Below are 24,156 nucleotides of genomic sequence, written 5' to 3'. Positions count from 1 at the left end.
CGCGCTTCACTTTAGATCCTTTCTCTCTACCAGTCGCCAGCAATGGACAATCTCTCACATCGTTCCGTGACAGCATCGGCTATCTGGAAAGAGAGACCCGACCATGACCGCGCTCCACGCCCGCGCCACCTATCATGAAGCCCTTTCGCGGCTGAACGACCGTCATCTGCTGCGAGACCTCTCCTATGTCGCAGGCCGTTGGGTCGCCGGCGAAGCCAATCAAAGCTTCGAGGTCACCGACCCTGCATCGTCTGCGACGCTTGCGTGGGTCGCCAGTCTCGACAGGCAGGAGACCATCGGCGCCATCGATGCTGCCGCGCGTGCCTTTGCCGCCTGGCGTTCGCTTCTGCCGCAGCAGCGATCGGCGATTCTGCGCAAGTGGTATGAACTCATGCTGGAGGCACGCGAGGATCTGGCGCTCATCATGACGCTGGAACAAGGCAAGCCGCTTGCCGAATCCCGTGGCGAGATCGATTACGCCGCAAGCTTCATCGAATGGTATGCCGAGGAATCGAAGCGCATCAATGTGGAGAGTGTGACCAGCCACCTGCCGGATGCCGAAATGTTCGTCCGCAGGGAAGCACTCGGCGTTGTCGGTATCGTCACGCCCTGGAACTTTCCTTCCGCGATGATCACGCGCAAGGCCGCTGCAGCACTTGCCGCCGGCTGCACTGTCGTCGCTCACCCGTCGTCCGAAACGCCGCTATCGGCACTGGCACTTGCTGAACTCGGCGAACGCGCCGGGCTTCCGGCCGGGGTCTTCAACGTGGTGACCGGCGATGCCGCAACCATCGTCGGCGCCTTCTGCGAAGATCCCCGGGTCAGGGCATTGAGCTTCACCGGATCGACCGGCATCGGCAAGATGATCGCCGGCCAGTGTGCCGGGACAATGAAGCGACTTGTGATGGAACTTGGCGGCCATGCGCCCTTGATCGTCTTCGACGATGCGGATCTCGACCGCGCTGTCGATATCGCCATCAATGCCAAATTCGCGACCTCCGGCCAGGACTGCCTCGCCGCCAACCGCATCTTCGTCCAGCGCCCGATCATGGACGCTTTCGTTGGGACGTTCGCCAAGCGCATCGAAGCTCTTAAGGTCGGGAACGGATTGGATGGTGCCGTCGATATCGGACCTCTCATGCACGAGCGCGCCATTACGAAGATCGAGGAGCATGTTGCCGACGCGTTGAAACACGGCGCGAGGCTTGCAACAGGCGGAAAACGGCACCCAGCCGGGAAGCTGTTCTTCCAGCCGACCTTGCTCGTCGATCCCTCGCCGGATGCCCTGATCATGCATGAGGAAACCTTCGGACCGGTCGCAGCCGTCAGCGTCTTCGACAGCGAGGACGAGGTTGTCGCCCGGGCCAACGACACCCAATACGGCCTTGTCGCCTATGTCGTGACGACGAACGGCGCGCGGCAGATGCGGCTCGGTCGGGCGCTCGAATACGGCATGGTGGCCATCAACCGCGTGAAGATCACGGGCGGCCCGATCCCGTTTGGCGGCTGGAAGCAGTCAGGTCTGGGCCGAGAAGGCTCCCGCCACGGCATCGAGGCTTTCACCGAGCTCAAATATCTCTGCGTCGACACGACAGCCTGACACCGCGAGTAGAAAAAGAAGGAACGATAATATGCTGGACAAGCGCAACGAACTGAACGCCTGGGACAGGGACCATTTCTTCCATCCCTCGACGCATATGGGCATGCACGCGCGCGGCGAGACGCCGACCCGCGTCATTGCCGGCGCCGAAGGCGTTTACATCACGGATACCGCCGGCAAGAAGAGCCTTGATGCGTTTGCCGGCCTTTATTGCGTCAATGTCGGCTATGGCAGGCAGAAAATCGCCGATGCGATCGCCGAGCAGGCAAGGAACCTCGCCTATTATCACGCCTATGTCGGCCATGGGACAGAAGCCTCGATCACGCTTTCTAAGATGATCATCGACCGTGCGCCCAAAGGCATGAGCCGCGTCTATTTCGGGCTTTCCGGGTCTGACGCCAACGAGACCAACATCAAGCTCATCTGGTACTACAACAATATTCTCGGCCGACCGGAAAAGAAGAAGATCATCTCTCGCTGGCGCGGCTATCATGGCTCCGGCGTCATGACGGGCAGCCTCACCGGCCTCGAACTCTTCCATAAGGCTTTCGACCTACCGCGCGCGCCGATCCTCCATACCGAAGCGCCCTATTTCTTCCGGCGCACCGACCGGTCAATGAACGAGGAACAGTTTGCGCAGCATTGCGCCGACAGGCTGGAGGAGATGATCCTCGCTGAAGGTCCGGAGACGGTCGCAGCCTTTATCGGCGAGCCGATCCTCGGCACCGGCGGCATCGTTCCGCCACCGAAGACCTACTGGCAAAAGATCCAGGCCGTTCTCGACAAATACGACGTCCTGCTCGTCGCCGACGAAGTCGTCACTGGTTTTGGTCGCCTCGGCACGATGTTCGGCTCCGATCATTACGGCATGAAACCGGATCTGATCACCATCGCCAAGGGCCTGACGTCTGCCTATGCGCCTCTATCAGGCAGCATCGTCTCCGACAAGATGTGGCAGGTGCTCGTCCAGGGATCCGATCAACTCGGCGCCATCGGCCATGGCTGGACCTATTCCGCCCATCCGATCTGCGCGGCTGCCGGTATCGCCAATCTCGAGCTGGTCGACGAACTCGACATCGTCGAAAATGCGGGCTCGACCGGCGCCTATTTCCGCTCCGAACTTGCCAAGGCCGTCGGCGGCCATAGGCATGTCGGCGAGATTCGCGGCGACGGGCTGATGGCAGCCATCGAATTCGTCGAGGACAAGGATGATCGCAAGTTCTTCGATCCCGCGCAGAAGATCGGACCGCAGGTGGCGGCGGCATTGCTCGAGCGCGGCGTCATCGGCCGCGCCATGCCGCAGGGAGACATCCTCGGCTTTGCACCGCCGCTGTGCCTGACGCGCGAGGAAGCCGATACCGTCGTCAAGGCAGCGGCCGGCGCCATCGAAAGCGTACTTTCGGGCCGCTGATCCGCTCCTGACGAGACGACCCTACACGTCCTAGCCAATGGCGCGGCCTGTTGTTGACAATAGGCCGCGCCATTGCATTCGGTCGTCGCCATCCGGCGCCGAATGGTGTACATGGATTCCTGTAATTGTACCGGATCAATCCATGTATCGTCATGATTCAAAAAGCCAGGACAATGGCGCCTGGAAACCCGTCCTCCAGCATCGCAAAGGCGTGACCAAGCACAAGCTGCTCACCGACAAGATCATCTCCGACATCGATGATGGCATCCTGCCGGTGCACGCGCAGATGCCGACGCATCGCGATCTCGCCCATGCACTGGGAATTTCCGTCCAAACCGTGAGCTTGAGCTACAAAGAGGCGGAGCGTCGCGGCTATCTGCGTGGCGAGGTCGGGCGGGGCACCTTCGTTCGTAGCCGTGTCACTGAGCGCGCAGACAGCTTCATGCTCGATCGCGATCCAAGCGGCAGCGCCGATCTTTCCATCATCCGTGCTGTTTATACCGAGGCGCATGAGCGATCGGCCCGCGAACTCATGCAGGCGCTTGCCGAGAGCGATAATAGCAGTTTCATGCGGCCCTGCCGTCCGATCGCGGGCCTCGACGCCCATCGCGCGGCAGCACAGGTCTGGCTCGCCGGCTTGTCGGTCACAACCGATCCAGATCGCATCCTCATCACGAATGGCGCCGCTCACGGCCTCTTCCTTGCCGTCGCCTCGGTCGTTCGACCCGGCGAAGTGGTTTTGACCGAGAACCTGACCGATCACGGCATCATCGGCCTTGCCAACGTCCTGGGCTTCACGCTGCGCGGCCTTCCGACCGATCGCGAGGGTATCCTGCCCGACGCCTTCGAGGCCGCCTGCGCTATCGGCGATGTGTCGGCGCTTGTTATCGTCTCCTCGCTGGGCAACCCCACCAGCCATGTCATGGGAGCCGAGCGCCGCCGCACGATCGCCGACATAGCTCGTCGGCACAATATCTTCGTCATCGAGGATGAGGTCTACAAGCCCATGCTGCGGGATCCCCTTCCCTCGATGGCGGATCTCATCCCGGAGCTCGGCTTCTTCGTGACCAGCTTCACCAAATCCGTCATGACGGGATTGCGCATCGGCTATCTCGTCGTGCCGGCCCATTATTCAATCCGCGCTGCTTCGATCCTGCGCGTCACCGGATGGAGCGCCACCAACGTCGTTGCCGAAATGGCGTCGCGCTGGGTTCTGGATGGGACGGCGCAAGCCCTGCTTACCGTCCAGCGAAACGAGGCGGAGGCCCGGCAGGCGATCGTCTCCGATGTGCTGGCGCCGTTCGTCGCCGGCAGCCATCCGCTGTCGCTTTGCGCCTGGCTTTCCGTTCCCGAACGTTGGACCGAGGAAGGCCTCGTGCGGGCACTGGCACGCAAGGGTGTCGCGGTCACGCCATCCGATCCGTTCGTGGCCGGTGGAGAGCGGCCGGTCGGCGGTATCCGCATCTGTCTCGGTGGCCGCCTCTCCCATTCCGCTCTTCGCTCGGCGCTCGAAACCGTTCGCGGCACGTTCGAACAACTGCCGCCCGTTTTCGATGTGGGATCGATCGTTTAGAGCATTTCTAGGAAAAGTGCGCAGCGGTTTTCCGTCCAGAGTGCGTTTGAAAACAAGAAGATAGAGCGTTTCCGCGATGCGCAGAAAAGCGGAAATGCTCTGGTCTTGCCGCAGCTCGATCCCATCAGAGGATCGAACTGAGAAACTCCTTGGTGCGGTCTTCCTTCGGCGCGCTGAAGATCTCTTCCGGCTTGCCTTGCTCGCAGATACGGCCCTTATCGAAGAAGCAGACCCGGTCGGAGACTTCGCGGGCAAAGCGCATTTCGTGCGTGACCAGCAGCATGGTCAGATCGTGTTCATGGGCGAGATCGCGGATGACGCCCAGCACCTCGCCGACGAGCTGCGGATCGAGTGCGGATGTCGGCTCGTCAAACAGCAGCACGCGCGGGCGCATGGCAAGCGCGCGGGCGATCGCGACGCGCTGCTGCTGACCGCCGGAAAGCTGACTTGGATAGTGATCCTTCTTCTCAGAGAGGCCGACCATGCGCAAGAGCTCGACAGCGCGGCACTCGGCCTCCGCCCGGCCAAGCCCAAGCACGCGTGTCGGCGCTTCGACGACGTTGCGCAGCACAGTCATGTGCGGAAACAGGTTGAAGCTCTGAAAGACCATGCCGACATGCGTACGGATCTGCCGCAGATGCGCCTCGCTGGCGAGGAAGCGACCACGGCCGTTGTCCTGATGATAGGACATGCCGGCCAGATGCAGGGTTCCCTCCTGGAAGGGCTCGAGCGTCATCAGGATGCGCAGGACCGTTGATTTTCCGGAGCCGGAAGGGCCGATCAGCGTCACCTTCTCGCCGGGCGTAACGTCGAAGCAGAAATTGTCGAGGACGGTCAGGTGGCCGTAGCGCTTGGTCACATCTTGAAAGCGGATCAATGGTTGCGTCATTTGAGAGCAATTCCGTTTTTCGGCAACGCCTTTTCGAGCCAATGAATGGCCGCCGAGCAGACGAGCGTGAGGATGAGAAAGATCAGGCCGACGAGAGAAAGCGGCACCAGATACTCGAACGTCCGATCCCCGATGAGATTGGCGAGATTGAGCATGTCGACCACCGTGACGACCGACAGGACCGGCGTCTCCTTCAGCATGGAGACGAGATAGTTGCCCATGGCCGGAATGATGCGGGGGATCGCCTGTGGGATTATGATATCCCAATAGGTGCGGCCGCGGCTGAGATTGAGCGCCGTCGCAGCTTCCCATTGTCCGAGCGGCACGGCATCCAGGCCGCCGCGATAGACCTCCGACGTATAGGCCGAATATTGCAGCCCGAGCGCCAGCGCGCCGGTCAGGAAAGCAGGTAATACGATGCCGTAGATCGGCAGGACATAATAGAGGAAGAAGAGCTGGACGAGCAGCGGCGTATCGCGCAGGAACTCGATGACGAAAGCCGTCGGCCAGGAGATGGCCACGAAACGGCTGCGCCGCAGCAAGGCGAAGACAAGGCCGATAACAAGCGCGATCGCAAAACCGGCGGCTGCCGCCTCCAGCGTGACGATGAGGCCGATGCCGAGGATCGGCAGGATCGACAATGCGAAAGACAGCGTCGTCGACGTATCCCAGGTGAAGCCATACATCATGCCGGCGCCCTCCCCGGGAAAGCGACGCCACGGCGAAGAATCGTCTCCAGCCAGCGCATGAAGGCAACCAGAATGAGCGCCATGATGAAATATCCGATGAGCGTCAGCGAGTAGATCGTCACGCTGTCGAGCGTGATGTTGCGCAATTGCTGCGCCTGGAAGGTGAGATCGCTGATCGAAATGAGCGACACCAAGGCGGTGTCCTTCAGGTTCTGGACAGCGAGATTGCCGAAAGCCGGCATCATTTCGACCACGGCCTGCGGCAGGACGACATGGAAGAGCGTCTGGCCCTGCCCGAAATTCAGCGCCCGCGCCGCCTCATGCTGCGTATCGGGGACCGCCTGCAGCGCGCCGCGCACCACCTCTGCGCCATACGCGCCGATGTTGAGCGCCAGGCCGGCGATGCCCGTGGTGATGGGATCGAAGGAGATGCCAATCAGCGGCAGCGCGTAATAGAGCCAGAAAAGCTGCACCAGAAGCGATGTGCCGCGAAAGATCTCGATATAGACGATCGCGATTGCGGAGAGCAGCCGCCCTCCGGCAAAGCGCGCAAGGCCGGCCGCAAAGGCGAGGATGGCACCGAGAAACATCGAGGCAACGGCGATGAGCGCCGTCACCTCCGCGCCCTTCAGCAATGCCGGCAGATAGTGTGTCCAGCTCATGTCCGGGTCACCTCCGTTCCAGAATGGGAGGGGCCGAACGACCGGGCGATCGTCCGCAGACGACCGCCGGGTCGTTCTTGACTATCGATAGGCTCATTTGCCCGCGCACAGGTCTTCGGTGCTCTTCGTGCGCGCGGCCTCGACGCTCTCGGCGCTGAGACCATAGGACATCAGGATCTTCTTGTAGTCATCGGTCTTCTTGAAGGCTTCGAGAGCAGTATTGAAGGCCTTGTAGAGTTCCTTGTCCTCGGGCCGGAAATCGAAGCCGCCATAGCTTCTGACGGATTTTCCATTGATCACCGGATCGGTGAAGGGCTCGGCATGCTCGACATTCGTGCTGCCCTGAACGAGCTTGGCGACAGTCAACTCGGTTGCCGCATAGGCGTCGGCACGGCCGGTCTGGATCGTGGATAGCGCATCCGCATTCGCCTGGATCATGACGATCTGGGATTCCGGAATGCCGAGACCATGGAAGAAGTCCAACTGATCGGCACCCGAGACGATCGCGACCTTGAGCGACGGATCCTTCTTGATATCCTCATAGGAATGCAGCTTCTTCGGATTGCCCTTCGGCACCAATAGTCCCTCGCCATAGCTCGAATTCGGCGTGGTGAACTGCACCTGCTTGCAGCGCTCCGGCAGGATATTCTGCTCGGCGGCAACGAAATCGAAGCGCTTGGCCTTCAGGCCGGGGATCAGCGACCCGAACGGCGTCACGGTCCACTCGACTTCCTTGACACCCATCGACTTCAAAACGGCGGCGGCAACATCGGGGCCGATGCCCTTGGCGGCACCGCTCTCGTCCATGTAGCTGTAGGGAACCTCATTGGCGCTGGCGCCGCGGATGTAGCCATCCTTCTTGATCTGCTCGAGGCTGGCGGCATGGGCTGAAACGGCGAGGCCGAGGGTTAGGCCCATGGCGGCGAGGCTGCGGTAAAAATTCGATCTCATAGTTCACTCCTCTGTGGTTGAAATTCGTCACCGGCTGTCCGGTTTTCCGGATCTTTGCCGATAACGGGGTGGTGACCCGCGCCGCGCTGTCGCGGCGCGGCAATTCAGGGCGCCTCCGTCAATGTTGCGACGACGGCTAAGCAATCCCCGGTTTTGATGAGGCCGGGGAAATGACGTGCGGCGAGAACACCATCCAGCGCCGCCCGATAGTCAAAGGGCTCGGATCCGGTACGGCCGATCGGATGGATGCGGGCGATGATCTCGCCCCGCGAAACCATTTCACCCAGGTCCTTGAGCGGTTCGAAAAGGCCGTCGGCCTCGGAAAAGACGAAGCAGTCTGACGACGGCATATCAAGCCATTGTGTCGCTTCGACCTCCGGGGCGCCTGCGACGATTCCGGCGTGCTTCAGGACATTCAGAACGCCGCGCTTGGCAATGGAAGCCGTGCGCGCCGATATGGTTCCACCGCCCGAAAGCTCCGTGGTCACAAAGACCTTGCCCATCTCCTCGGCGGTGGTGTCATACATGCCGACGGCATCGATCTCGATCATCCGCATGGAATAGGGCGCAGAAAACGCGGCAACCCCATCGAAGCTGGCCTTCTCCTGGCTCCTATCCGGCAAGGCATGCGCTGCGGCATAGGGCAGGAAATCGAGGGTGCGCCCGCCCGAATGAAAATCGAGCACGATATCGGCAAGCGGCAGCAGGTAGCGGGTAAAATAGTCGGCGATCTTCTCGGTAACGCTACCATCAGGCCGGCCCGGAAAACTCCGATTGAGGTTGCCTTTGTCGATCGGCGAGGTGCGCGTTGCTGCGCGGAAGGCAGGGTAGTTCATCGCCGGAACGATGATGATCCTCCCCTTGATCTCCTCCGGCTTCAGCGTGCGGGCGAGATCGAAAAGCGCAACGGGCCCTTCATATTCATCGCCATGATTGGCCCCGGTCAAAAGCGCCGTCGGCCCTTCGCCATTCCTGATGACGCAGATCGGGATCATGATCGAACCCCAGGCGGAATCGTCGCGCGACCAGGGAAGGCGCAGATGGCCGTGCTGGATGCCGTCACGATCGAAATCGACTGTCGGCGCGATCGGCGATGGACGTTTGGATATGCTCATGCTGTTCATCTCAGGCCATCACTTCACGACAAGCCGTCGGGGAACGTTCGAGAGGCACTCGACGCCGCTCTCCGTGATGACGATGCTTTCGGTGATTTCCATACCCATGTCTTCCAGCCAGAGGCCTGTCATGAAATGAAAGGTCATGCCCGGTAGCAATTCGGTGCGATCGCCGGGGCGCAGGCTCATGGTCCGCTCGCCCCAATCCGGCGGATAGGAAAGGCCGATCGGATAGCCGGTGCGGTTATCCTTGACGATGCCGTATTTCTTCAGGACCGAGAAAAAGGCGTTGGCGATATCCTCGCAGACGTTACCTGGCTTGGCGGCGGCAAGGCCGGCCTCCATGCCCTCGAGCGTCGCCTTCTCCGCGTCGAGAAAGGCCTGGGTCGGCTTGCCGAGGAAGACGGTGCGCGACAGCGGGCAATGATAGTGGCGATAGCAGCCGGCGATCTCGAAGAAGGTGCCCTCGCCGCTCTTCATCGGCTTGTCGTCCCAGGTCAGATGCGGAGCGGAGGCATCGGCGCCCGACGGCAGCAAAGGAACGATGGCAGCGTAATCGCCGCCGAAGCCATCGACGCCGCGAATGCCGGCATCATAGATTTCGGCGACCAGATCGGATTTGCGAATGCCTGGCTCGACTTTCTCGACGATCCGCTGGTGCATGGCCTCGACGATGCGACCTGCCTTGCGCATATAGTCGAGCTCGGTCTTGCTCTTGACGGCACGCTGCCAGTTCACGAGCCCTCTCGCATCCTTGAAGCGCGCATTCGGCAAGTGCTTGACGAGCGAGGCATAGGCCGCGGCGGTGAACCAGTAATTGTCCATCTCGACGGCGATCGAGGCATTGGCCCAGCCGCGTTCCTCGATAATTTTCGAGAGCAGATCCATCGGATGGCGCTCATTGGACTGCACATAGTGATCGGGATAGCCGATGATGTTGTCATGGGCGAGATAGGCCGTGCGCTTGGCGCCATTGGCATCCTGGCCGCGGCCATACCAGATCGGCTCGCCGGTATCAGGCACCAGCACGCATTGATGCACGTAGAAGGACCAGCCGTCATAGCCGGTCAGCCAGTGCATGTTGGAGGGATCCGTGACGATGACGAGATCGACACCGGCCTTTTCCATGGCGCGGCGCGTCTTTTCGAGCCGCTCGGCATATTCGGCGCGGGTGAAATTGAGGGTCGGTTCGCTCACGCTGGGTCTCCTGATGCTTTCGTCGTTTCGATCGCTTGGCCCGCGCCGGCCGAGACGGCGCGGCGATGGGCAAGCGTGGCAATGGCGGTATCCTGGACGCCGGTCCCGGTCAGATCGCAAAAGGTGATCGCCTCGGGCGACCGGCGGCCTGCCGCCCGGCCGGCAACAATGGCGCCAAGTTCGGGGAAATCCGCCGTCTCGCTTACAAGCCCAGCGGCGATTGCATGATGAAGCTCACCCAGCCGCCGCGTCTGCTTCAGACTGTCGGCAACATAAGGCGCGGCCTTCAGGATGGCGGCTGGGTCGATCTCGTTCTTGTGTTCGGCGTCGGAACCCATGGCGGTGACGTGCTGACCCGGCTGCAGCCAGGTGGCATCGAGGATCGGCTTGTCCGCCGGTGTGGTGGTGACGATAATATCGGCGTCGCGGCAGGCCTTCTTGGCATCCGCCTCCGCCACGACGGGAAAGCCGAGTTCCGCCGTCAGTTCCGTCGCGAGTTTGTCGGCCTTTGCCTGATCGCGCGCCCAAATCCGAGCAGCTTCGATCGGCCGAACCAGCGTGAGCGCACGCAATTGCAGGCGGGCCTGCATGCCGGCTCCGAGAATTGCGGCAATCCGGCTATCCGGGCGGGACAGGTGCCGTGCGGCCACGGCCCCTGCCGCGGCGGTTCGAACATCCGTCAGATAGCCATTGTCGAGCAGGAGCGCCTCGACCAGGCCGGTGCGAGCCGACAGGAGCATCATCAGCCCGTTGGTGCTTGGCAATCCAAGTGATGGATTGTCGAAGAAGCCGGGGCTTACCTTGATCGCGAAACTGTCGAGATCGGGAACATAGGCCGTCTTCACGTCAACCTCGCCGCGATGGGCGGGAATATCGAGCCGCATGATCGGCGGCATTTCCACGGCCTTCGTCGCCAGCGCCGCGAATGCCTGCTCGACGCAATCGACGGCATCGTTATCGAGCCGAACGATCTTGCGAAGATCTGTTTCGGTCAGGATCAGCACACGGGTCATGGCGCCACTCCCCTATCGGGACCACTCACGATTGCCCGATGGGTCGCCGGATCGATATTGCCTCCGGACACGATAACAACCGTCAGACCATCGGGCTTGATCTTGCCGGCGAGCAAGGCCGCTATCCCGACGGCACCCGCCCCTTCGACGGTCAACCCCTCGATCAAGGCCGCATGGCGAATGCCGGCGGCGATCTCCTCCTCGCTAAGCAGGATGACATTATCGAGAAGCGCCCAGCACATTCGGAACGTCAGGCGGTTATCGAGCCCAATGCCGCCACCCAGCGAATCCGCCAAGGTCTCTACCTCCTGCACATCCGTTGGACGACCGGCCGCAAGGCTCGCCGCCATCGCCGCGCCGCGCTCCATCGAAACGCCGACCACCTTGGCGGCCGGCAGACGGCTCTTGATCGCGGCTGCAACACCCGAGGCCAGCCCGCCGCCCGACAGCGGTACGAGAACCAGCGCCGTTTCCGGCAAATCGTCTGCGACCTCGAGCCCGAGCGTGCCCTGACCGGCAATGACATCGGCGGCGTCGAAGGGCGGAATGAAACACATGCCCTCATCACGGACGAGGCGCTCGACCTCCAACATCGCATCATCCTGCGAGTGCCCGACGATACGGATGTCCGCGCCAAGATTTCGGATAGCCTCGACCTTGTTGGTGGGAACAAGTGCAGACAGGCAGATGGTCGCGCGAGCGCCCATCGTCTTGGCCGCATGGGCAACCGCCCTGCCGTGATTGCCGGTCGATGCCGTCACAAGCCCACGCGAACGTGCCTTTTCGTCCAGGCGCAAAAGCGCATTCGTGGCGCCGCGAAGCTTGAAACTGCCCGTATGCTGATGGTTTTCCAGCTTGAGATGAACCGGAACGTCCGTCCGCTGAGACAGCGCTTGCGAAAGCCGCAACGGCGTGCGCAGCACGTTTGGCGCAATGCGCCGCCGCGCCGCTTTTATATCCTGCAACGTCACCATCATCGTCATGGCACACACCGATGCCTTGCCGATGATGCAACCGGCGTCATCACGAATTTCATCTTTTTCTCGCGCTGGATGTTCATGACATCAGCGTGAAAGAGACAATGGATCATGTCAATCTGTATATTGTTTCATTACAATTATAAGTGCACCTTCCAAGGCTGACAGCCGAGTGAGGCAATGTCAGCATGGCGCACGCTTGGCGGATCGCCAGGTGCATGGGATTTCGTATTCGTGCTGATGCCGGCGCGGCGGTAGTTGCTGTGCGCTACGTTCAAAAAGACGTCAGGATTTCAGCGCGTGCCTGACCCTCAGGATCGCAAGGGCGACTGCTCCGATCACCACGGGAATAGAGATCAGCATGTAGATTGGATTGATGTGAAGGCCGGCATGATCCGCCGTCTCGATCGCGACCTTGATCAGGCTCAGAAGGTAGTAGCTGATGGCGATGATCGAGAGACCCTCGACCGCCCGCTGAATTTTGACCTGGGTTTCGGCGCGCTCGGCCATGGCCTGGATCTGAACGGCGTTCTGGACCTCGATCTCCACCTGGATGCGGGTCTGGAGCAAATCGATCAGATGCATGGTCGCATGCGATAGCTGCTCCAGGCGCAATGCAGTCGCCTCACAACTCCTGACTGCCGGTCTGAAGCGGCGCGCGACGAAAACCCCGAAACGCTGAAAACCTGGGACATGGGTCTCGCGCAGCTCGGCGATGCGTTCCTCGACGATCTTGGCATAGGCTGCCGTGGCACCAAAACGATTGCGCGTCTGCGCCGCCGCGGAGATCACCTCCGCGGAAAGCTGGGAAATCTCATCAAGCAGTCGCTTATGGTCTTCGGCGGAGGTCGATACGTGGCGATTCGTCAATTCGACAAGCTTCCGATCGTAGCCACCAAGAACAGGACCAAGCCGCCGCGCCTCCGGAAAGCCCAAAAGCGCCATGACACGGTAGGTCTCGATTTCATAGACCCTGCGGACCATACGGCCGAGCCGGTATGCATTGAGGTCATGGTTGAAGAGGATCGTGCGGCTGGTGCCGTTGTCTCCGACGCGAAAATCCGAGCAAACGAGTGCGGCTCCGCCGCCGATCGTGGACGCCGCCGTATCGCCGAATTGAAGCGCCGAAAGGAGAGGCCCAAGTTCACCCGGCGCCGATCCGCAAATGAGAATTTCCAATCGGCAGACGAACGACCAGTCGGTCAAGCCGGCGAGCCGCGCCGCCTCATCGATCGACAGCGAATCCGCGGGCCAGGTCGAGGGTTCGGCCTCAAGAGGCGTAACTCGGGTGACAGTGACGAATTCGGTATGAAACTCGACCTGTGTCCGAGGGCCTTCGATTGCATCCTCGGCAACGACGACACGGTGACTCAGGTCGGAGATCGAGGGTGATGTGCCCGACAGGGCGATATGCTCGACGAGCGCCGGACCCGAAAAATAGATCGATGGCCGCGCGTGAAGTTCCGAATTGAAATCGACTGCCACCGTTTTCGCTCCCCAAGCAAATGCCTGCTCCAATCGTATGCCGGCCATTGCGGCAATCGGCAATGCTTCGTTGCCTGCGACAGAGTGTCCCGAGGTTTTGAAGGCAACCCTGTTCGGCTGAATTCTGACATAGGGTAAGCTCGACGCAACCAACATCGATCGCATGACTTGCGAACCGAGGCTTTCGGTAGAAAATAGCGGCGAACGCACGGCCAGGCTCAGAGAACCACACAACCGGCGGTTCGTCCTGGAACTGTTGAAGGGGAGACTTGCATGACAAATGCCGCAAGCCTGGGATTGCCTGGCCTCCTGGGTCAAGACCATACGGGCATCACCGTTCCCGATCTTGACGAGGCACTCGACTTCTTCGTCCGAATACTCGGTTGCAGGCATGCCTATACCTTCGGCCCGATCGGCGATGATGAAGGCGATTTCATGCGCCAGGCGCTGGGCACTCATCCACGCGCCCGCATCAGGCGCGCGGCGCTTATCCGCATCGGTCACGGCTCCAATCTGGAGCTCTTCGAATATGAGGCACCGGGCCAGCGCCGCCTTGAGCAAAAGAACAGCGACATTGGCGCCTTCCATGTCGGACTTTACGTCGAAGACATTCAGGCGGCCAAGGCCTACCTCGATGCACAAGGCATCACGACCCGCCTCGGACCGCTCCCCATCAGCGAGGGACCGAATGCCGGACAGAGCATCCTCTATTTCCAGTCCCCCTGGGGCTTGCAATTGGAGGTCATCAGCTATCCGGAGGGCATGGCCTACGAAAAGACGGCCGAAACGATCCTTTGGTCGCCAAAATCTCCGGAAAAATGATTACAGGCAGCTGAGATCGGCTCAGATGTGCAGGGCATGGCCAAGCGCTTTCAATGCGGCTTCCTGCAGGCTTTCGCTGCGGGTCGGATGGGCGTGGATCGTGCCCGCAATGTCTTCCAGCCGCGCGCCCATCTCGAGTGCCAGCGAGAACGCGCTTGACAGTTCCGAGACGCCGGCACCAACCGCCTGCAGGCCGAGCACCAGATTGGTGTCCGCGCGCGCTACAGCCCGCACAAAACCATCTTCCGACTGGGTCGTCATCGCCCGACCGTTGGCAGCGAAGGGAAAGAGACCGACGCGGATTTCATAGCCCTGAGCGCGCGCTTCATCGGGTGAAAGCCCCGCGGTGACGATCTCGGGATCGGTGAAGCAGACAGCGGGAATGGCGCGTTTATCCCAGACACGCTTGCGGCCGGCAACGATCTCAGCGACCATCTCCCCCTGCGCCATGGCACGATGGGCAAGCATCGGCTCGCCGGTGACATCGCCGATGGCATAGACACCGCGCATGGATGTGCGGCAGCGCTCATCGATGCGGATGAAGCGGCCGGCGCGATCGAGATCGAGTTCTTCGAGACCCCAACCTTCCGTGCGCGGCTTGCGCCCGACTGTGACGAGAACCTTGTCCGCGGCGATCCGTTCTTCTTCGCCAGCAGCGGTCTCGATCAGCAGCGCCTCTCCCGAATAGGCTTTCGCCGTGGCTCCAGTCAGCACACGCATGCCGAGCTCATGCAGACGCTTGGCAACCGGCTTGACGAGCTCGGCGTCATATTGCGGCAGGATTTGCGACATCGCCTCGACCACCGTGACCTGCGCGCCCATCTTGGCAAAGGCAGTGCCGAGTTCCAGGCCGATATAGCCGCCGCCAACGACAGCAAGTGTATTGGGCACACTCGTCAGCGACAGCGCCTCGGTGGACGAAAGGATCTCTCCGCCAAAGGGCAGCAGCGGCAGCTCGACCGGCTCGGAGCCTGTCGCAATGACAACCGTTTCGGCACGGATGACCTGAGTTCCGGTCTCGGTCTCGACTTCGACAGTCTTGCCGTCACGGAACGTCGCCTGCCCATGCACGATCTTGACCTTGGACTTGCGCAGGAGCCCAAGCACGCCGCTGTTCAATCGGCCGACGATACCATCCTTCCAGCGTATGGTCTGCGCGAGATCAAGCTTTGGCGCCTCGACGGTGATGCCAAGCGCATTGGGACTGGTCATGTGGCTGACCTTTTCGAACTCCTCGGCCGCGTGAATCAGCGCCTTGGAGGGGATGCAGCCGATATTCAGGCAGGTGCCGCCGGCCGTTGTGGATTCGACGATGGCAGTATCGACACCGAGCTGTCCGGCGCGGATGGCGCAGATATAGCCGCCGGGTCCGGCGCCGATGACGAGGAGCTTGCAGACGATTTCTTTCATGTCATCAACCTTCGATGAAGATCAGCGCGGGAGTTTCCAGCAGGGCCTTGATCCGCTGCACGAAGACTGCTGCGTCCCAGCCGTCGACAATGCGATGGTCGAAGCTCGACGATAGGTTCATGATCTTGCGCGGGATGAACTGGGCCCCGTCCCAGACGGGCTGGGTCATGATCTTGTTGACGCCGACGATCGCGACTTCGGGATGGTTGATGATCGGCGTCGTCACGATGCCGCCGAGCGCGCCGAGCGAGGAGATGGTGATCGTGGAACCGGACAGCTCCTCGCGTGCGGCGGTGCCATTGCGGGCAGCGTCGGCGAGGCGTGTCAGCTCGGCGGCGCAATCCCAGATCGACCTAGCTTCGGCGTGGCGGACGACCGGTACGGTCAGGCCGGAGGGCGTCTGCGTGGCGATGCCGATGTGGACGGCGCCGTAGCGGGTGACGACACCGGCATCATCGTCGAAGGTGGCGTTGATACCGGGCTGCTCGCCCAGCGTCTTCACCATCGCCCGCATCAGGAAGGGCAGAATGGTCAGCTTCGGCTGATCGGGTTTGCGGCCGGCATTCATCGTCGCCCGCAAGTCTTCAAGGTCGGTGACATCGACCTCTTCGACATAGGTGATGTGGGGAATGCGCGAGGCTGCGAGGCGCATCTTCTCGGCGATGCGCCGGCGCAGGCCGGTGATCTTGATCTCCTCGACATCGGTCTTGCGGGCGGCGCCCGTTGGAGCAGCGATTGCGTGCTGCATGCCATGCGCGATGAACTGATCGAGATTGTCATGGGTGATGCGTCCCGCTGGCCCAGTGCCAGGCACCTGGCGCAAATCGACACCAGCCTCCTGGGCACGTAACCGGACGGCAGGGGAAGCAAGCGGACGCTCCGCCGGTTCGCGGGGAACCGGGCGCTCGACCGGCGCCGTCGACTGAATAACCTTCGCTTCGACTGCCGGTCTTGCCAGAGGTGGTGCGACCGGCTTGGCCTCCCTCACCTCGTCCCTGGCCGGTCCGGTCTTCGCAGGTTGGGGAGCCTCGGCGAGGGAGGCCTCTTCGCTCGCATTCCTATCCTCGCCAGCGACCTGGATGCGCAAGAGCGGCGCCTTGACGGCGACCGTATCGCCGACATCGGCGCCGAGCCAGAGTACGACCCCTTCGACCGGAGAGGGGATTTCCACCGTCGCCTTGTCGGTCATGACTGCTGCAAGCACCATATCCTCACGCACCGGGTCGCCCGGTTTGACATGCCATTCGACCAGCTCGGCCTCGGCCACGCCTTCACCCACATCGGGCATCTTGATGACGAATTCACCCATCCTCAGCCCTCCATCACTTCTTTCAACGCCCGGCCGACACGGGCGGGACCGGGGAAATAGTCCCATTCCTGTGCGTGCGGATACGGCGTGTCCCAGCCGGTCACGCGCACGATCGGTGCCTCAAGACTATAGAAGCAGTACTCCTGAACCAGTGATGCGACTTCCGCGCCGAAGCCGGAGGTAAGCGTTGCCTCGTGCACGACGACGCAGCGGCCGGTCTTCTTCACCGACTGGACGATCGTATCGAGGTCGAGCGGTAGAAGGCTGCGCAGATCGATCACCTCGGCATCGATCCCCGTCTCCTCGGCCGCGGCAAGCGCCACATGCACCATCGTACCGTAGGCGACCACGGTGACGGCACTCCCTGGCCGGCGGATTTCCGCCTTGCCGATCGAGATCGTGTAATGCCCTTCCGGAACCTCGCCGAGATCATGCTTCGACCAGGGCGTCACCGGCCTTTCGTGATGACCATCGAAGGGGCCGTTATAGAGCCGCTTCGGTTCGAGGAACATCACCGGGTCCGGATCCTCTATCGCCGCGATCAGCAGGCCCTTGGCGTCGTAGGGATTGGACGGCACGATCACCTTCAATCCGCAGACATGGGTAAACAGCGCTTCCGGGCTCTGGCTATGCGTCTGCCCGCCGAAGATGCCGCCGCCGGTTGGCATGCGCACGACGATCGGGCAGGTAAAGTCGCCATTGGAGCGGTAGCGGATACGCGCCGCTTCCTGGGTGATCTGGTCATAGGCCGGATACATATAATCGGCGAACTGGATTTCGACGCAGGGCTTCAAGCCGTAGGCGGCCATGCCGATCGCCGTACCGAGAATACCGGATTCGTTGATTGGCGCATCGAAGCAGCGGGTCTTGCCGTATTTGGCCTGGAGTCCCTGCGTGGCGCGGAAAACGCCGCCGAAGTAGCCGACATCCTCGCCGAAGACGACGACATTGTCGTCACGTCCCATCGAGACGTCCATGGCGCTGCGCACGGCCTCGATCATTGTCATTCTTGCCATGTCAGTATCCTGCCTTCTGCCGCTGGCGGCGGATATGGGCGGGCATTTCCGCATAGACGCCCTCGAAGATGTCGCGCACCGATGGCTTGCCGCCCGCATGCAGCGTGCCGTGGCTTTCGGCCTGCTTCTGTGCTTCGATAACTTCATCGAGAACCTCGGCCTCCGCCTGGGCATGGCGCTCTTCCGACCAGACGCCGCGCACGATCAGATGCTTCTTCAGCCGCAGGACCGGATCGCCGAGCGGCCAGGCCTCGGATTCGGTTTTCGGCCGATAGGCGCTCGGGTCATCGGAGGTGGAATGGGCGCCGACGCGGTAGGTGACATATTCGATCAATGTTGGGCCGAGGTTGCGCCTTGCGCGCTCGGCCGCCCATTTGGCGACGGCATAGACCGCCAGATAGTCATTGCCGTCGACGCGAAGTGCCGGAATGCCGAAGCCGAGACCGCGGGCGGCGAAGGTGCCGGAACCGCCGCGGGCAATGCCCTGGAAGGTCGAGATGGCCCACTGGTTGTTGACGATATTGAGGATGACTGGCGCCTTGTAGGTGGAGGCGAAGACCAGTGCGGAATGGAAATCGGATTCCGCCGTCGAGCCGTCGCCGATCCATGCGGCCGCGATCCTGGTGTCGTTCTTGATGGCCGACGCCATCGCCCAGCCGACGGCCTGCACATATTGGGTGGCAAGATTGCCGGAGATGGTAAAGAAGCCATGCTCCTTCGACGAGTACATGACCGGCAGTTGCCGACCGCGCAAAGGATCGGCCTCGTTCGAATAGATCTGGTTCATCATCTCGACCATCGGATAGTCGTCGGCGATCAGGAGGCCTGCCTGCCGATAGGTCGGGAAGTTCATGTCCCCTTTGTTCAGCGCCTTGCGGAAGGCGGAACTCACCGCCTCTTCGCCAAGATGCTGCATGTAGAAAGAGGTCTTTCCCTGTCGTTGCGCCATCAGCATCCGAGCGTCGAAGGCCCTGAGCTTCATCATGTTGCGCAAGCCCGTCAGCAATTCCTCATCGGAGAGCAATCCGGCCCACGGGCCGACCGCCTCGCCGTCGCGGTTGAGAACGCGGATGATGGAATAAGCGAGATCGCGGATCTCCTCAGGCGCAACGTCGACCGCTGGTTTTGGCACGGAGCCGGCCTTGGCGATCTTGACGTTGGAGAAATCCGGCTGGCCGCCCGGCCGCACCGCCGGCTCGGGGACGTGCAGGCTCAGATTTGGAACCTCGTTCATGCGCTGTGATACCTCCCTTGTCGGCCGCCCCACCCGCGCTCCCCACGGCTGGCACGGCCGCAACATTCTACGAAAACATACTATAAGTTGCGCGCGATAACGATGCGCTGAACATCGCTCGTTCCCTCGTAAATCTGGCAGATGCGGACATCTCGGTAGATGCGCTCGACCGGATAGTCCGCCATATATCCGTAGCCGCCATGGATCTGGATCGCGTCGGAGCAGACTTTTTCGGCCATTTCCGACGCGAACAGCTTCGCCATCGACGCTTCGGTAAGGCAGGGCTGCCCCTCCTCCTTCAACTGTGCCGCGTGCAACACCATCTGACGGGCGACCTCGATCTGCGTCGCCATATCCGCAAGCCGGAAGGCGACAGCCTGATGATCGATGATCGGCGAGCCGAACGTCTTGCGTTCGCGGGCATAGTCGCGCGCCGCCTCGAAAGCCGCTCGCGCCATGCCGACGGATTGCGATGCGATGCCGATGCGGCCGCCTTCGAGATTCGACAGGGCGATCCTGTAGCCGTCGCCTTCCGCACCGAGCCGATTTTCGGCGGGGATGCGCATGCCGGTAAAGGCGATCTGGCAGGTGTCGGACGAGTGCAGACCGAGCTTGTGTTCGACGCGCACGACCTCGTAGCCGGGCGTGTCGGTCGGCACGATAAAGGCCGAAATTCCTCTCTTGCCCGCATCGGGATCGGTGACGGCGAAGACGATGATGACATTGCCGTTCTTGCCCGACGTAATGAACTGCTTGGCGCCGTCGATGACATAATGATCGCCGTCACGGCGGGCGCGGGTCTTCAGATTCGAGGCGTCGGAACCGGCCTGCGGCTCAGTCAAGGCAAAGCCGCCGATCCATTCGCCGCTTGCCAGTTTCGGCAGGAAACGCTGCTTCTGCTCCTCCGTGCCGTATTTCAGGATCGGCACGCAGCCGACGGAGCTGTGCACGCTCATGATGGTCGAGCATGGCCCGTCTCCGGCGGCAATTTCCTCAAGTGCTACGGCATAGGCGATCACGCCCGTTTCCGAACCGCCATAGGCCTCGGGTACGAGCATGCCGAGGAAGCCGAGCTCGCCCATCTCCTTCAACTCCTCGCGGGGAAAGAGGCTCTTCGCATCGCGCTCGGCAGCACCCGGCGCCAAGCGCTCCCTGGCAAAATCACGCGCCATGTCGCGGATCTGGATCTGGTCTTCGCTCAGAATCATGGTCCGGTCTCCTCCTCGAAACCGTTCAGTTCAGTTCGACCGCCATGGCGGTTGCTTCGCCGCCGCCGATGCAAAGCGTCGCCATGCCGCGCTTCATGCCGTAGCGCTTGAGTGCTGCAAGCAGCGTGACGAGCACGCGGGCGCCGGACGCGCCGATCGGATGGCCGAGCGCGCAGGCGCCGCCGTGAATGTTGATCTTGTCGTGCGGCAAGTCGAGATCGCGCATCGCCGCCATGGCAACGACGGCAAAGGCCTCGTTGACTTCGAACAGGTCGACGTCCCGAAGGTTCCAGCCGGTGCGTTCGGAAAGCTTGCGCAGCGCGCCGATCGGCGCAGTCGCGAAGAGATTGGGCGCCTGCGAATGCGTGGCGTGACCAACGATGGTGGCAAGCGGTGCAATACCTCCGCGCTCGGCCTTTGAGCGCCGCATCAGTACCAGCGCGGCAGCACCATCGGAGATGGAAGAGGCATTCGCGGCGGTCACCGTGCCATTTTCGCGGAAAGCCGGCTTGAGCGTCGGGATTTTTTCCGGCTTGGCCTTGCCGGGCTGTTCGTCACGGCCGACAACAAGTTCGGATCGCCCTGACTTGACGGTGACAGGTACGATCTCATGATCGAATGCCCCCTCCTCGATCGCATTGCGGGCACGGGTCAGGGATGTGACGGCGTAGTCGTCCTGTGCCGCACGTGTGAACTGATAGGCCTCGGCACAATCCTCGGCGAAAGTGCCCATGAGGCGTCCCTTGTCATAGGCGTCTTCAAGCCCATCGAGGAACATATGGTCGATGACGCGGCCGTGCCCGAGCCGGTAGCCGCCGCGTGCCCGGTCGAGCAGGTAAGGCGCATTCGTCATGCTCTCCATGCCGCCGGCAACGGCGATCGACGCGCTGCCGGCGCCGATCAGATCGTGTGCCAGCATGACGGCCTTCATTCCCGAACCGCACATCTTGTTGACGGTGGTCGCGCCCGTCGCAAACGGCAAACCGGCGCCGATCGCGGCCTGTCTTGCCGGTGCCTGACCCTGCCCGGCCGGAAGAACGCAACCGAAGACCACCTCCTCAATTGCCTCCGGGCCAACGCCGCCGCGCTCGAGTGCTGCGCGGATGGCGGCAGCACCGAGTTCCGGCGCCGTGCAATCCTTAAGATCTCCCTGGAAGCCACCCATTGGAGTACGGGCCGCGCCAACGATGACGATCGGATCTTCTCGCGTCATATCAAACCTCCCGTTACGATCCCGTTTAGTGCGGTGCCATGCGCAAAGCGCCATCGAGGCGGATGACTTCGCCATTCAGCATGACGTTCTCACAGATGTGGCGTACCAATGCGGCGAATTCCACCGGCTTTCCGAAGCGCTGTGGAAAGGGCACGCTCTTGCTCAGCGAATCCTGCACCTCCTGCGGCATGCCGGCCATCATCGGCGTCTCGAAAATGCCTGGCGCGATGGCGACGACGCGAATGCCGCTAGGCGCCAATTCGCGAGCTATCGGCAGCGTCATGGCGGCAACGCCGCCCTTCGAGGCCGCATAGGCCGCCTGACCAATCTGTCCGTCGAAGGCTGCAATCGACGCCGTATTGACGATGACCCCGCGCTCGCCGTCCGTATCCGGCTGCTCCTTGGCGATGGCAGCCGCCGCGAGCCGGATCATGTTGAAAGTACCGATAAGATTGATGCCGATCGCGCGCGCAAAGCTGTCGAGCCGGTGCGGACCATTGCGACCGATCACTTTTTCGCCGAGCGCGACGCCGGCGCAATTGACCAGGCCATGCAGATGACCGAAGCGTTCCAGCGCTATATCGATCGCGGCCTGGCCCTCTTCTTCCTGCGTAACGTCGGTCTTTATGAAAGCGGTGCGGCCTCCGAGCTCGCTGATGACGGCGGCGGCGGCGTCCGTATTGACATCGGCGATGACCACGTTCGCCCCTTCACCTGCCAGCATGCGCGCAACCGCAGCCCCAAGGCCCGAACCGCCACCGGTAACGACGAAAGTCTTTCCCTGGATCAACATGGTCGCTCTCCTCCAGCGCAGTCGATTTCAACCGAGGGCCTCCACGCTTCGTGCGGTCGCCCGCAGTATCGCATCCTCGGAAGAGCACGGTCACCTCGCGCCTCGCCTAAGCTTACCGTCGCGCGATATTGCATTCGATGACAAAAGCGTCTCAAATCAGCGGCCAGTTTTACCATATTTTGCAGGTCATGACGATGACGGAAACCGCACGGCGGATGATATCACCTTTCTTCGTGAAAGAGGCGATCGACTGCCTTCGGCGGCAGGGAAAATCCCCCGAACGATTGCTCGCGACGCTTGGCCTATCCGCTCAGATCGACGTGCCGGTTTCGGCTGAAAGCTATGGCGCGCTCTGGCTGGCGATCGCCGCCGAGATCGACGACGAATTCTTCGGCATGGGCGGCAGACCCATGCGTCGCGGCAGCTTCACGCTGCTTTGCCATTGCGTGCTGCACGCAAGGACCCTCGACCAGGCGCTGCGACGGGCGCTGCGGTTTTTGAACATTGTGCTGGAGGACCCGAAAGGGCATATCGAAGTGGTCGACGGGCTGGCGCATATTGTGCTAACCGACCTGAAGAACGCACGTTCGGCTTTTGCCTACCGAACCTATTGGATCTTGCTGCACGGCATCGCATGCTGGCTCATCGGGCGCCGCATCCCCCTGCGAATGGTCGATTTTCGCTGCGCCGAGCCGGACCATGGCGCAGATTACCGGCAATTTTTCGGAGCGCCCGTGCGCTTCTCACAGCCGGCGAGCAGGCTTGCCTTCGATGCCTCTCTCCTTAAATTGACGGTGACGCGCAACGAGCAGGCCTTGAAGCAGTTTCTACGCAATGCACCGGCCAACATCCTTGTGCGTTACCGCTATGACGCCGGCCTTGCCGCGAGCGTGCGCAGGCGGCTGCGCCAATCGCCGCCTGCTTCATGGGAAGCATTCGATGATTTGGCCGCGCAAATGCGCATGTCTCCTTCGACCCTGCGGCATCGGCTCCACGCCGAGGGCCAGAACTATGCCGCCATCAGGGATGAAATCCGCCGCGATCTTGCAATCGAGATGCTGCAAACGACCAAATTCGGCGTCGGGGAGATCGCGACGCGCCTCGGCTTTTCCGAACCCAGCGCCTTTCATCGGGCATTCCGGAAATGGACCGCAAGGAGCCCGGCTGCATTTCGAAAGGAGATGACCGCGCGAAACCGGTGATCATGCCCGACGTCGGGTCTTCCAACGGCCTGCGCCATAGTGTTTCGTTATGGCCTGTTGGCATTCGCGATCTCGACAAGCCTTATCCAGATTGAGTTCCGAAACTGGCCTTACCGCGTTAGCGCGTTGGCAAGCCAGTTTGCGGCGTGCTGCGCGGCGAGCGTACGGCGCGGCTTCGCTGGGAGGAGAATGTGATATTGGTCGGCGGTGGGTATCTCGGCCTCCTCCAGTGCTACGAGGGTGCCGTCGTTGAGAAAGGTTTGGACAAGAAGACGCCAGCCGAGCGCAATCCCCTGCCCTGCTCGAGCCGCAGCAATTGTCTCAGTGTAATGGTTGAAACGAAGCGATGGTTTAACGGTCAGAGAGCGCCCCCTCTTTTCGATCCAT

Annotated in this window: 22 protein-coding genes; 5 read left to right on the top strand and 17 right to left on the bottom strand. The window is 61.7% G+C overall.

The features are described from left to right. Positions 1 to 103: 103 nt before the first annotated feature. The 3 genes from PH558_RS23605 to ehuR all read left to right on the top strand — a co-directional run bounded on the left by PH558_RS23605 (position 104) and on the right by ehuR (position 4,584). Positions 104 to 1,600, top strand: coding sequence for an NAD-dependent succinate-semialdehyde dehydrogenase (locus tag PH558_RS23605; protein ID WP_285206954.1), 1,497 nt, complete (start codon positions 104 to 106; stop codon positions 1,598 to 1,600). Positions 1,601 to 1,631: 31 nt separating this feature from the next. Further along, positions 1,632 to 3,011, top strand: a complete 1,380-nt coding sequence (locus PH558_RS23600) for an aspartate aminotransferase family protein (RefSeq protein ID WP_285206953.1) — start codon at positions 1,632 to 1,634, stop codon at positions 3,009 to 3,011. Positions 3,012 to 3,153: 142 nt separating this feature from the next. Then, entirely contained in the window at positions 3,154 to 4,584 is a 1,431-nt protein-coding gene (gene ehuR / locus PH558_RS23595; RefSeq protein ID WP_285206952.1) for a MocR-like ectoine utilization transcription factor EhuR, read from the top strand. Positions 4,585 to 4,708: 124 nt separating this feature from the next. Here ehuR and ehuA read toward each other — a convergent pair whose 3' ends face one another. The 9 genes from ehuA to PH558_RS23550 all read right to left on the bottom strand — a co-directional run bounded on the left by ehuA (position 4,709) and on the right by PH558_RS23550 (position 13,610). Further along, positions 4,709 to 5,473 (bottom strand): ectoine/hydroxyectoine ABC transporter ATP-binding protein EhuA, encoded by a 765-nt coding sequence (gene ehuA, locus PH558_RS23590; RefSeq protein ID WP_095438210.1) that lies wholly within the window; start codon positions 5,471 to 5,473, stop codon positions 4,709 to 4,711. Continuing rightward, a complete protein-coding gene (ehuD, locus tag PH558_RS23585) occupies positions 5,470 to 6,162 on the bottom strand; it encodes an ectoine/hydroxyectoine ABC transporter permease subunit EhuD (RefSeq protein WP_285206951.1) in 693 nt (230 codons plus the stop codon). The genes ehuA and ehuD overlap by 4 nt, the downstream gene beginning before the upstream one ends. Continuing rightward, on the bottom strand, positions 6,159 to 6,824 hold the full coding sequence (ehuC, locus tag PH558_RS23580; RefSeq protein ID WP_285206950.1) for an ectoine/hydroxyectoine ABC transporter permease subunit EhuC: 666 nt from the start codon (positions 6,822 to 6,824) through the stop codon (positions 6,159 to 6,161). The genes ehuD and ehuC overlap by 4 nt, the downstream gene beginning before the upstream one ends. A 93-nt stretch (positions 6,825 to 6,917) precedes the next feature. Next, positions 6,918 to 7,775: an ectoine/hydroxyectoine ABC transporter substrate-binding protein EhuB gene (gene ehuB, locus PH558_RS23575; RefSeq protein WP_095438213.1), complete on the bottom strand. Its 858-nt coding sequence runs from the start codon at positions 7,773 to 7,775 to the stop codon at positions 6,918 to 6,920. 104 nt (positions 7,776 to 7,879) lie between these two features. Further along, positions 7,880 to 8,899: a N(2)-acetyl-L-2,4-diaminobutanoate deacetylase DoeB gene (doeB, locus tag PH558_RS23570; RefSeq protein ID WP_285206949.1), complete on the bottom strand. Its 1,020-nt coding sequence runs from the start codon at positions 8,897 to 8,899 to the stop codon at positions 7,880 to 7,882. 9 nt (positions 8,900 to 8,908) lie between these two features. Further along, entirely contained in the window at positions 8,909 to 10,087 is a 1,179-nt protein-coding gene (gene doeA / locus PH558_RS23565) for an ectoine hydrolase DoeA (RefSeq protein WP_285206948.1), read from the bottom strand. Next, entirely contained in the window at positions 10,084 to 11,100 is a 1,017-nt protein-coding gene (gene eutC, locus PH558_RS23560) for an ectoine utilization protein EutC (RefSeq protein ID WP_285206947.1), read from the bottom strand. Before eutC ends, doeA begins: the two co-directional genes overlap by 4 nt. After that, a complete protein-coding gene (eutB, locus tag PH558_RS23555) occupies positions 11,097 to 12,083 on the bottom strand; it encodes a hydroxyectoine utilization dehydratase EutB (RefSeq protein WP_285206946.1) in 987 nt (328 codons plus the stop codon). Before eutB ends, eutC begins: the two co-directional genes overlap by 4 nt. Before the next feature lie 279 nt (positions 12,084 to 12,362). Continuing rightward, positions 12,363 to 13,610 (bottom strand): DUF3422 domain-containing protein, encoded by a 1,248-nt coding sequence (locus tag PH558_RS23550; protein WP_285207339.1) that lies wholly within the window; start codon positions 13,608 to 13,610, stop codon positions 12,363 to 12,365. Between the two features lie 225 nt (positions 13,611 to 13,835). Between PH558_RS23550 and PH558_RS23545 the strand changes: the two genes are divergently transcribed. Next, complete coding sequence (locus PH558_RS23545; protein ID WP_285206945.1) at positions 13,836 to 14,384, top strand: VOC family protein; 549 nt, start codon at positions 13,836 to 13,838, stop codon at positions 14,382 to 14,384. 21 nt (positions 14,385 to 14,405) lie between these two features. Here PH558_RS23545 and lpdA read toward each other — a convergent pair whose 3' ends face one another. From lpdA to PH558_RS23510, 7 genes are all read right to left on the bottom strand, one after another. Then, positions 14,406 to 15,794 carry a dihydrolipoyl dehydrogenase gene (lpdA, locus tag PH558_RS23540; RefSeq protein ID WP_285206944.1) on the bottom strand — a complete coding sequence of 463 codons (1,389 nt, stop codon included), beginning with the start codon at positions 15,792 to 15,794 and terminating at the stop codon, positions 14,406 to 14,408. 4 nt (positions 15,795 to 15,798) lie between these two features. Beyond that, a complete protein-coding gene (locus PH558_RS23535; RefSeq protein WP_285206943.1) occupies positions 15,799 to 17,103 on the bottom strand; it encodes a dihydrolipoamide acetyltransferase family protein in 1,305 nt (434 codons plus the stop codon). A 2-nt stretch (positions 17,104 to 17,105) separates the two neighbouring features. Beyond that, a complete protein-coding gene (locus tag PH558_RS23530; RefSeq protein ID WP_285206942.1) occupies positions 17,106 to 18,119 on the bottom strand; it encodes an alpha-ketoacid dehydrogenase subunit beta in 1,014 nt (337 codons plus the stop codon). Position 18,120: 1 nt separating this feature from the next. Continuing rightward, positions 18,121 to 19,353 carry a 3-methyl-2-oxobutanoate dehydrogenase (2-methylpropanoyl-transferring) subunit alpha gene (locus tag PH558_RS23525; protein WP_285206941.1) on the bottom strand — a complete coding sequence of 411 codons (1,233 nt, stop codon included), beginning with the start codon at positions 19,351 to 19,353 and terminating at the stop codon, positions 18,121 to 18,123. Positions 19,354 to 19,433: 80 nt separating this feature from the next. Further along, positions 19,434 to 20,561, bottom strand: a complete 1,128-nt coding sequence (locus tag PH558_RS23520; protein WP_285206940.1) for an acyl-CoA dehydrogenase family protein — start codon at positions 20,559 to 20,561, stop codon at positions 19,434 to 19,436. Positions 20,562 to 20,586: 25 nt separating this feature from the next. Further along, entirely contained in the window at positions 20,587 to 21,774 is a 1,188-nt protein-coding gene (locus PH558_RS23515) for an acetyl-CoA C-acyltransferase (protein WP_113408606.1), read from the bottom strand. Positions 21,775 to 21,799: 25 nt separating this feature from the next. Next, a complete protein-coding gene (locus PH558_RS23510) occupies positions 21,800 to 22,567 on the bottom strand; it encodes a 3-hydroxyacyl-CoA dehydrogenase (RefSeq protein WP_113408605.1) in 768 nt (255 codons plus the stop codon). Between the two features lie 194 nt (positions 22,568 to 22,761). Here PH558_RS23510 and PH558_RS23505 point away from each other — a divergent pair, with 194 nt between their 5' ends. Further along, positions 22,762 to 23,769, top strand: coding sequence for an AraC family transcriptional regulator (locus tag PH558_RS23505; protein WP_285206939.1), 1,008 nt, complete (start codon positions 22,762 to 22,764; stop codon positions 23,767 to 23,769). 110 nt (positions 23,770 to 23,879) lie between these two features. On the opposite strand, the gene PH558_RS23500 is transcribed toward PH558_RS23505, so the two are convergent. Next, positions 23,880 to 24,156 (bottom strand): LysR substrate-binding domain-containing protein (locus PH558_RS23500; RefSeq protein ID WP_285206934.1); only part of this gene is annotated, 277 nt, incomplete at its 5' end.

It is taken from the genome of Rhizobium pantanalense (genome assembly GCF_030182525.1).
In the GTDB taxonomy this organism is placed as follows: Bacteria; Pseudomonadota; Alphaproteobacteria; order Rhizobiales; family Rhizobiaceae; genus Rhizobium.
Note: the sequence above shows the minus strand (reverse complement) of the source record. Positions and strands in the feature narration are given on the sequence as shown.

Bases quoted from the DNA above. Each gene is read 5' to 3' on its own strand.
- lpdA (WP_285206944.1), bottom strand. From the start codon at position 15,794: ATGAAAGAAATCGTCTGCAAGCTCCTCGTCATCGGCGCCGGACCCGGC.
- PH558_RS23515 (WP_113408606.1), bottom strand. From the start codon at position 21,774: ATGACGCGAGAAGATCCGATCGTCATCGTTGGCGCGGCCCGTACTCCA.
- PH558_RS23510 (WP_113408605.1), bottom strand. From the start codon at position 22,567: ATGTTGATCCAGGGAAAGACTTTCGTCGTTACCGGTGGCGGTTCGGGC.
- ehuB (WP_095438213.1), bottom strand. From the start codon at position 7,775: ATGAGATCGAATTTTTACCGCAGCCTCGCCGCCATGGGCCTAACCCTC.
- eutB (WP_285206946.1), bottom strand. From the start codon at position 12,083: ATGACGATGATGGTGACGTTGCAGGATATAAAAGCGGCGCGGCGGCGC.
- doeB (WP_285206949.1), bottom strand. From the start codon at position 8,899: ATGAACAGCATGAGCATATCCAAACGTCCATCGCCGATCGCGCCGACA.
- PH558_RS23530 (WP_285206942.1), bottom strand. From the start codon at position 18,119: ATGGCAAGAATGACAATGATCGAGGCCGTGCGCAGCGCCATGGACGTC.
- ehuD (WP_285206951.1), bottom strand. From the start codon at position 6,162: ATGATGTATGGCTTCACCTGGGATACGTCGACGACGCTGTCTTTCGCA.
- ehuA (WP_095438210.1), bottom strand. From the start codon at position 5,473: ATGACGCAACCATTGATCCGCTTTCAAGATGTGACCAAGCGCTACGGC.
- ehuR (WP_285206952.1), top strand. From the start codon at position 3,154: ATGTATCGTCATGATTCAAAAAGCCAGGACAATGGCGCCTGGAAACCC.
- PH558_RS23505 (WP_285206939.1), top strand. From the start codon at position 22,762: ATGACGGAAACCGCACGGCGGATGATATCACCTTTCTTCGTGAAAGAG.
- PH558_RS23605 (WP_285206954.1), top strand. From the start codon at position 104: ATGACCGCGCTCCACGCCCGCGCCACCTATCATGAAGCCCTTTCGCGG.
- PH558_RS23545 (WP_285206945.1), top strand. From the start codon at position 13,836: ATGACAAATGCCGCAAGCCTGGGATTGCCTGGCCTCCTGGGTCAAGAC.
- PH558_RS23525 (WP_285206941.1), bottom strand. From the start codon at position 19,353: ATGAACGAGGTTCCAAATCTGAGCCTGCACGTCCCCGAGCCGGCGGTG.
- eutC (WP_285206947.1), bottom strand. From the start codon at position 11,100: ATGACCCGTGTGCTGATCCTGACCGAAACAGATCTTCGCAAGATCGTT.
- PH558_RS23535 (WP_285206943.1), bottom strand. From the start codon at position 17,103: ATGGGTGAATTCGTCATCAAGATGCCCGATGTGGGTGAAGGCGTGGCC.
- PH558_RS23600 (WP_285206953.1), top strand. From the start codon at position 1,632: ATGCTGGACAAGCGCAACGAACTGAACGCCTGGGACAGGGACCATTTC.
- PH558_RS23550 (WP_285207339.1), bottom strand. From the start codon at position 13,610: ATGGCCGGCATACGATTGGAGCAGGCATTTGCTTGGGGAGCGAAAACG.
- PH558_RS23520 (WP_285206940.1), bottom strand. From the start codon at position 20,561: ATGATTCTGAGCGAAGACCAGATCCAGATCCGCGACATGGCGCGTGAT.
- ehuC (WP_285206950.1), bottom strand. From the start codon at position 6,824: ATGAGCTGGACACACTATCTGCCGGCATTGCTGAAGGGCGCGGAGGTG.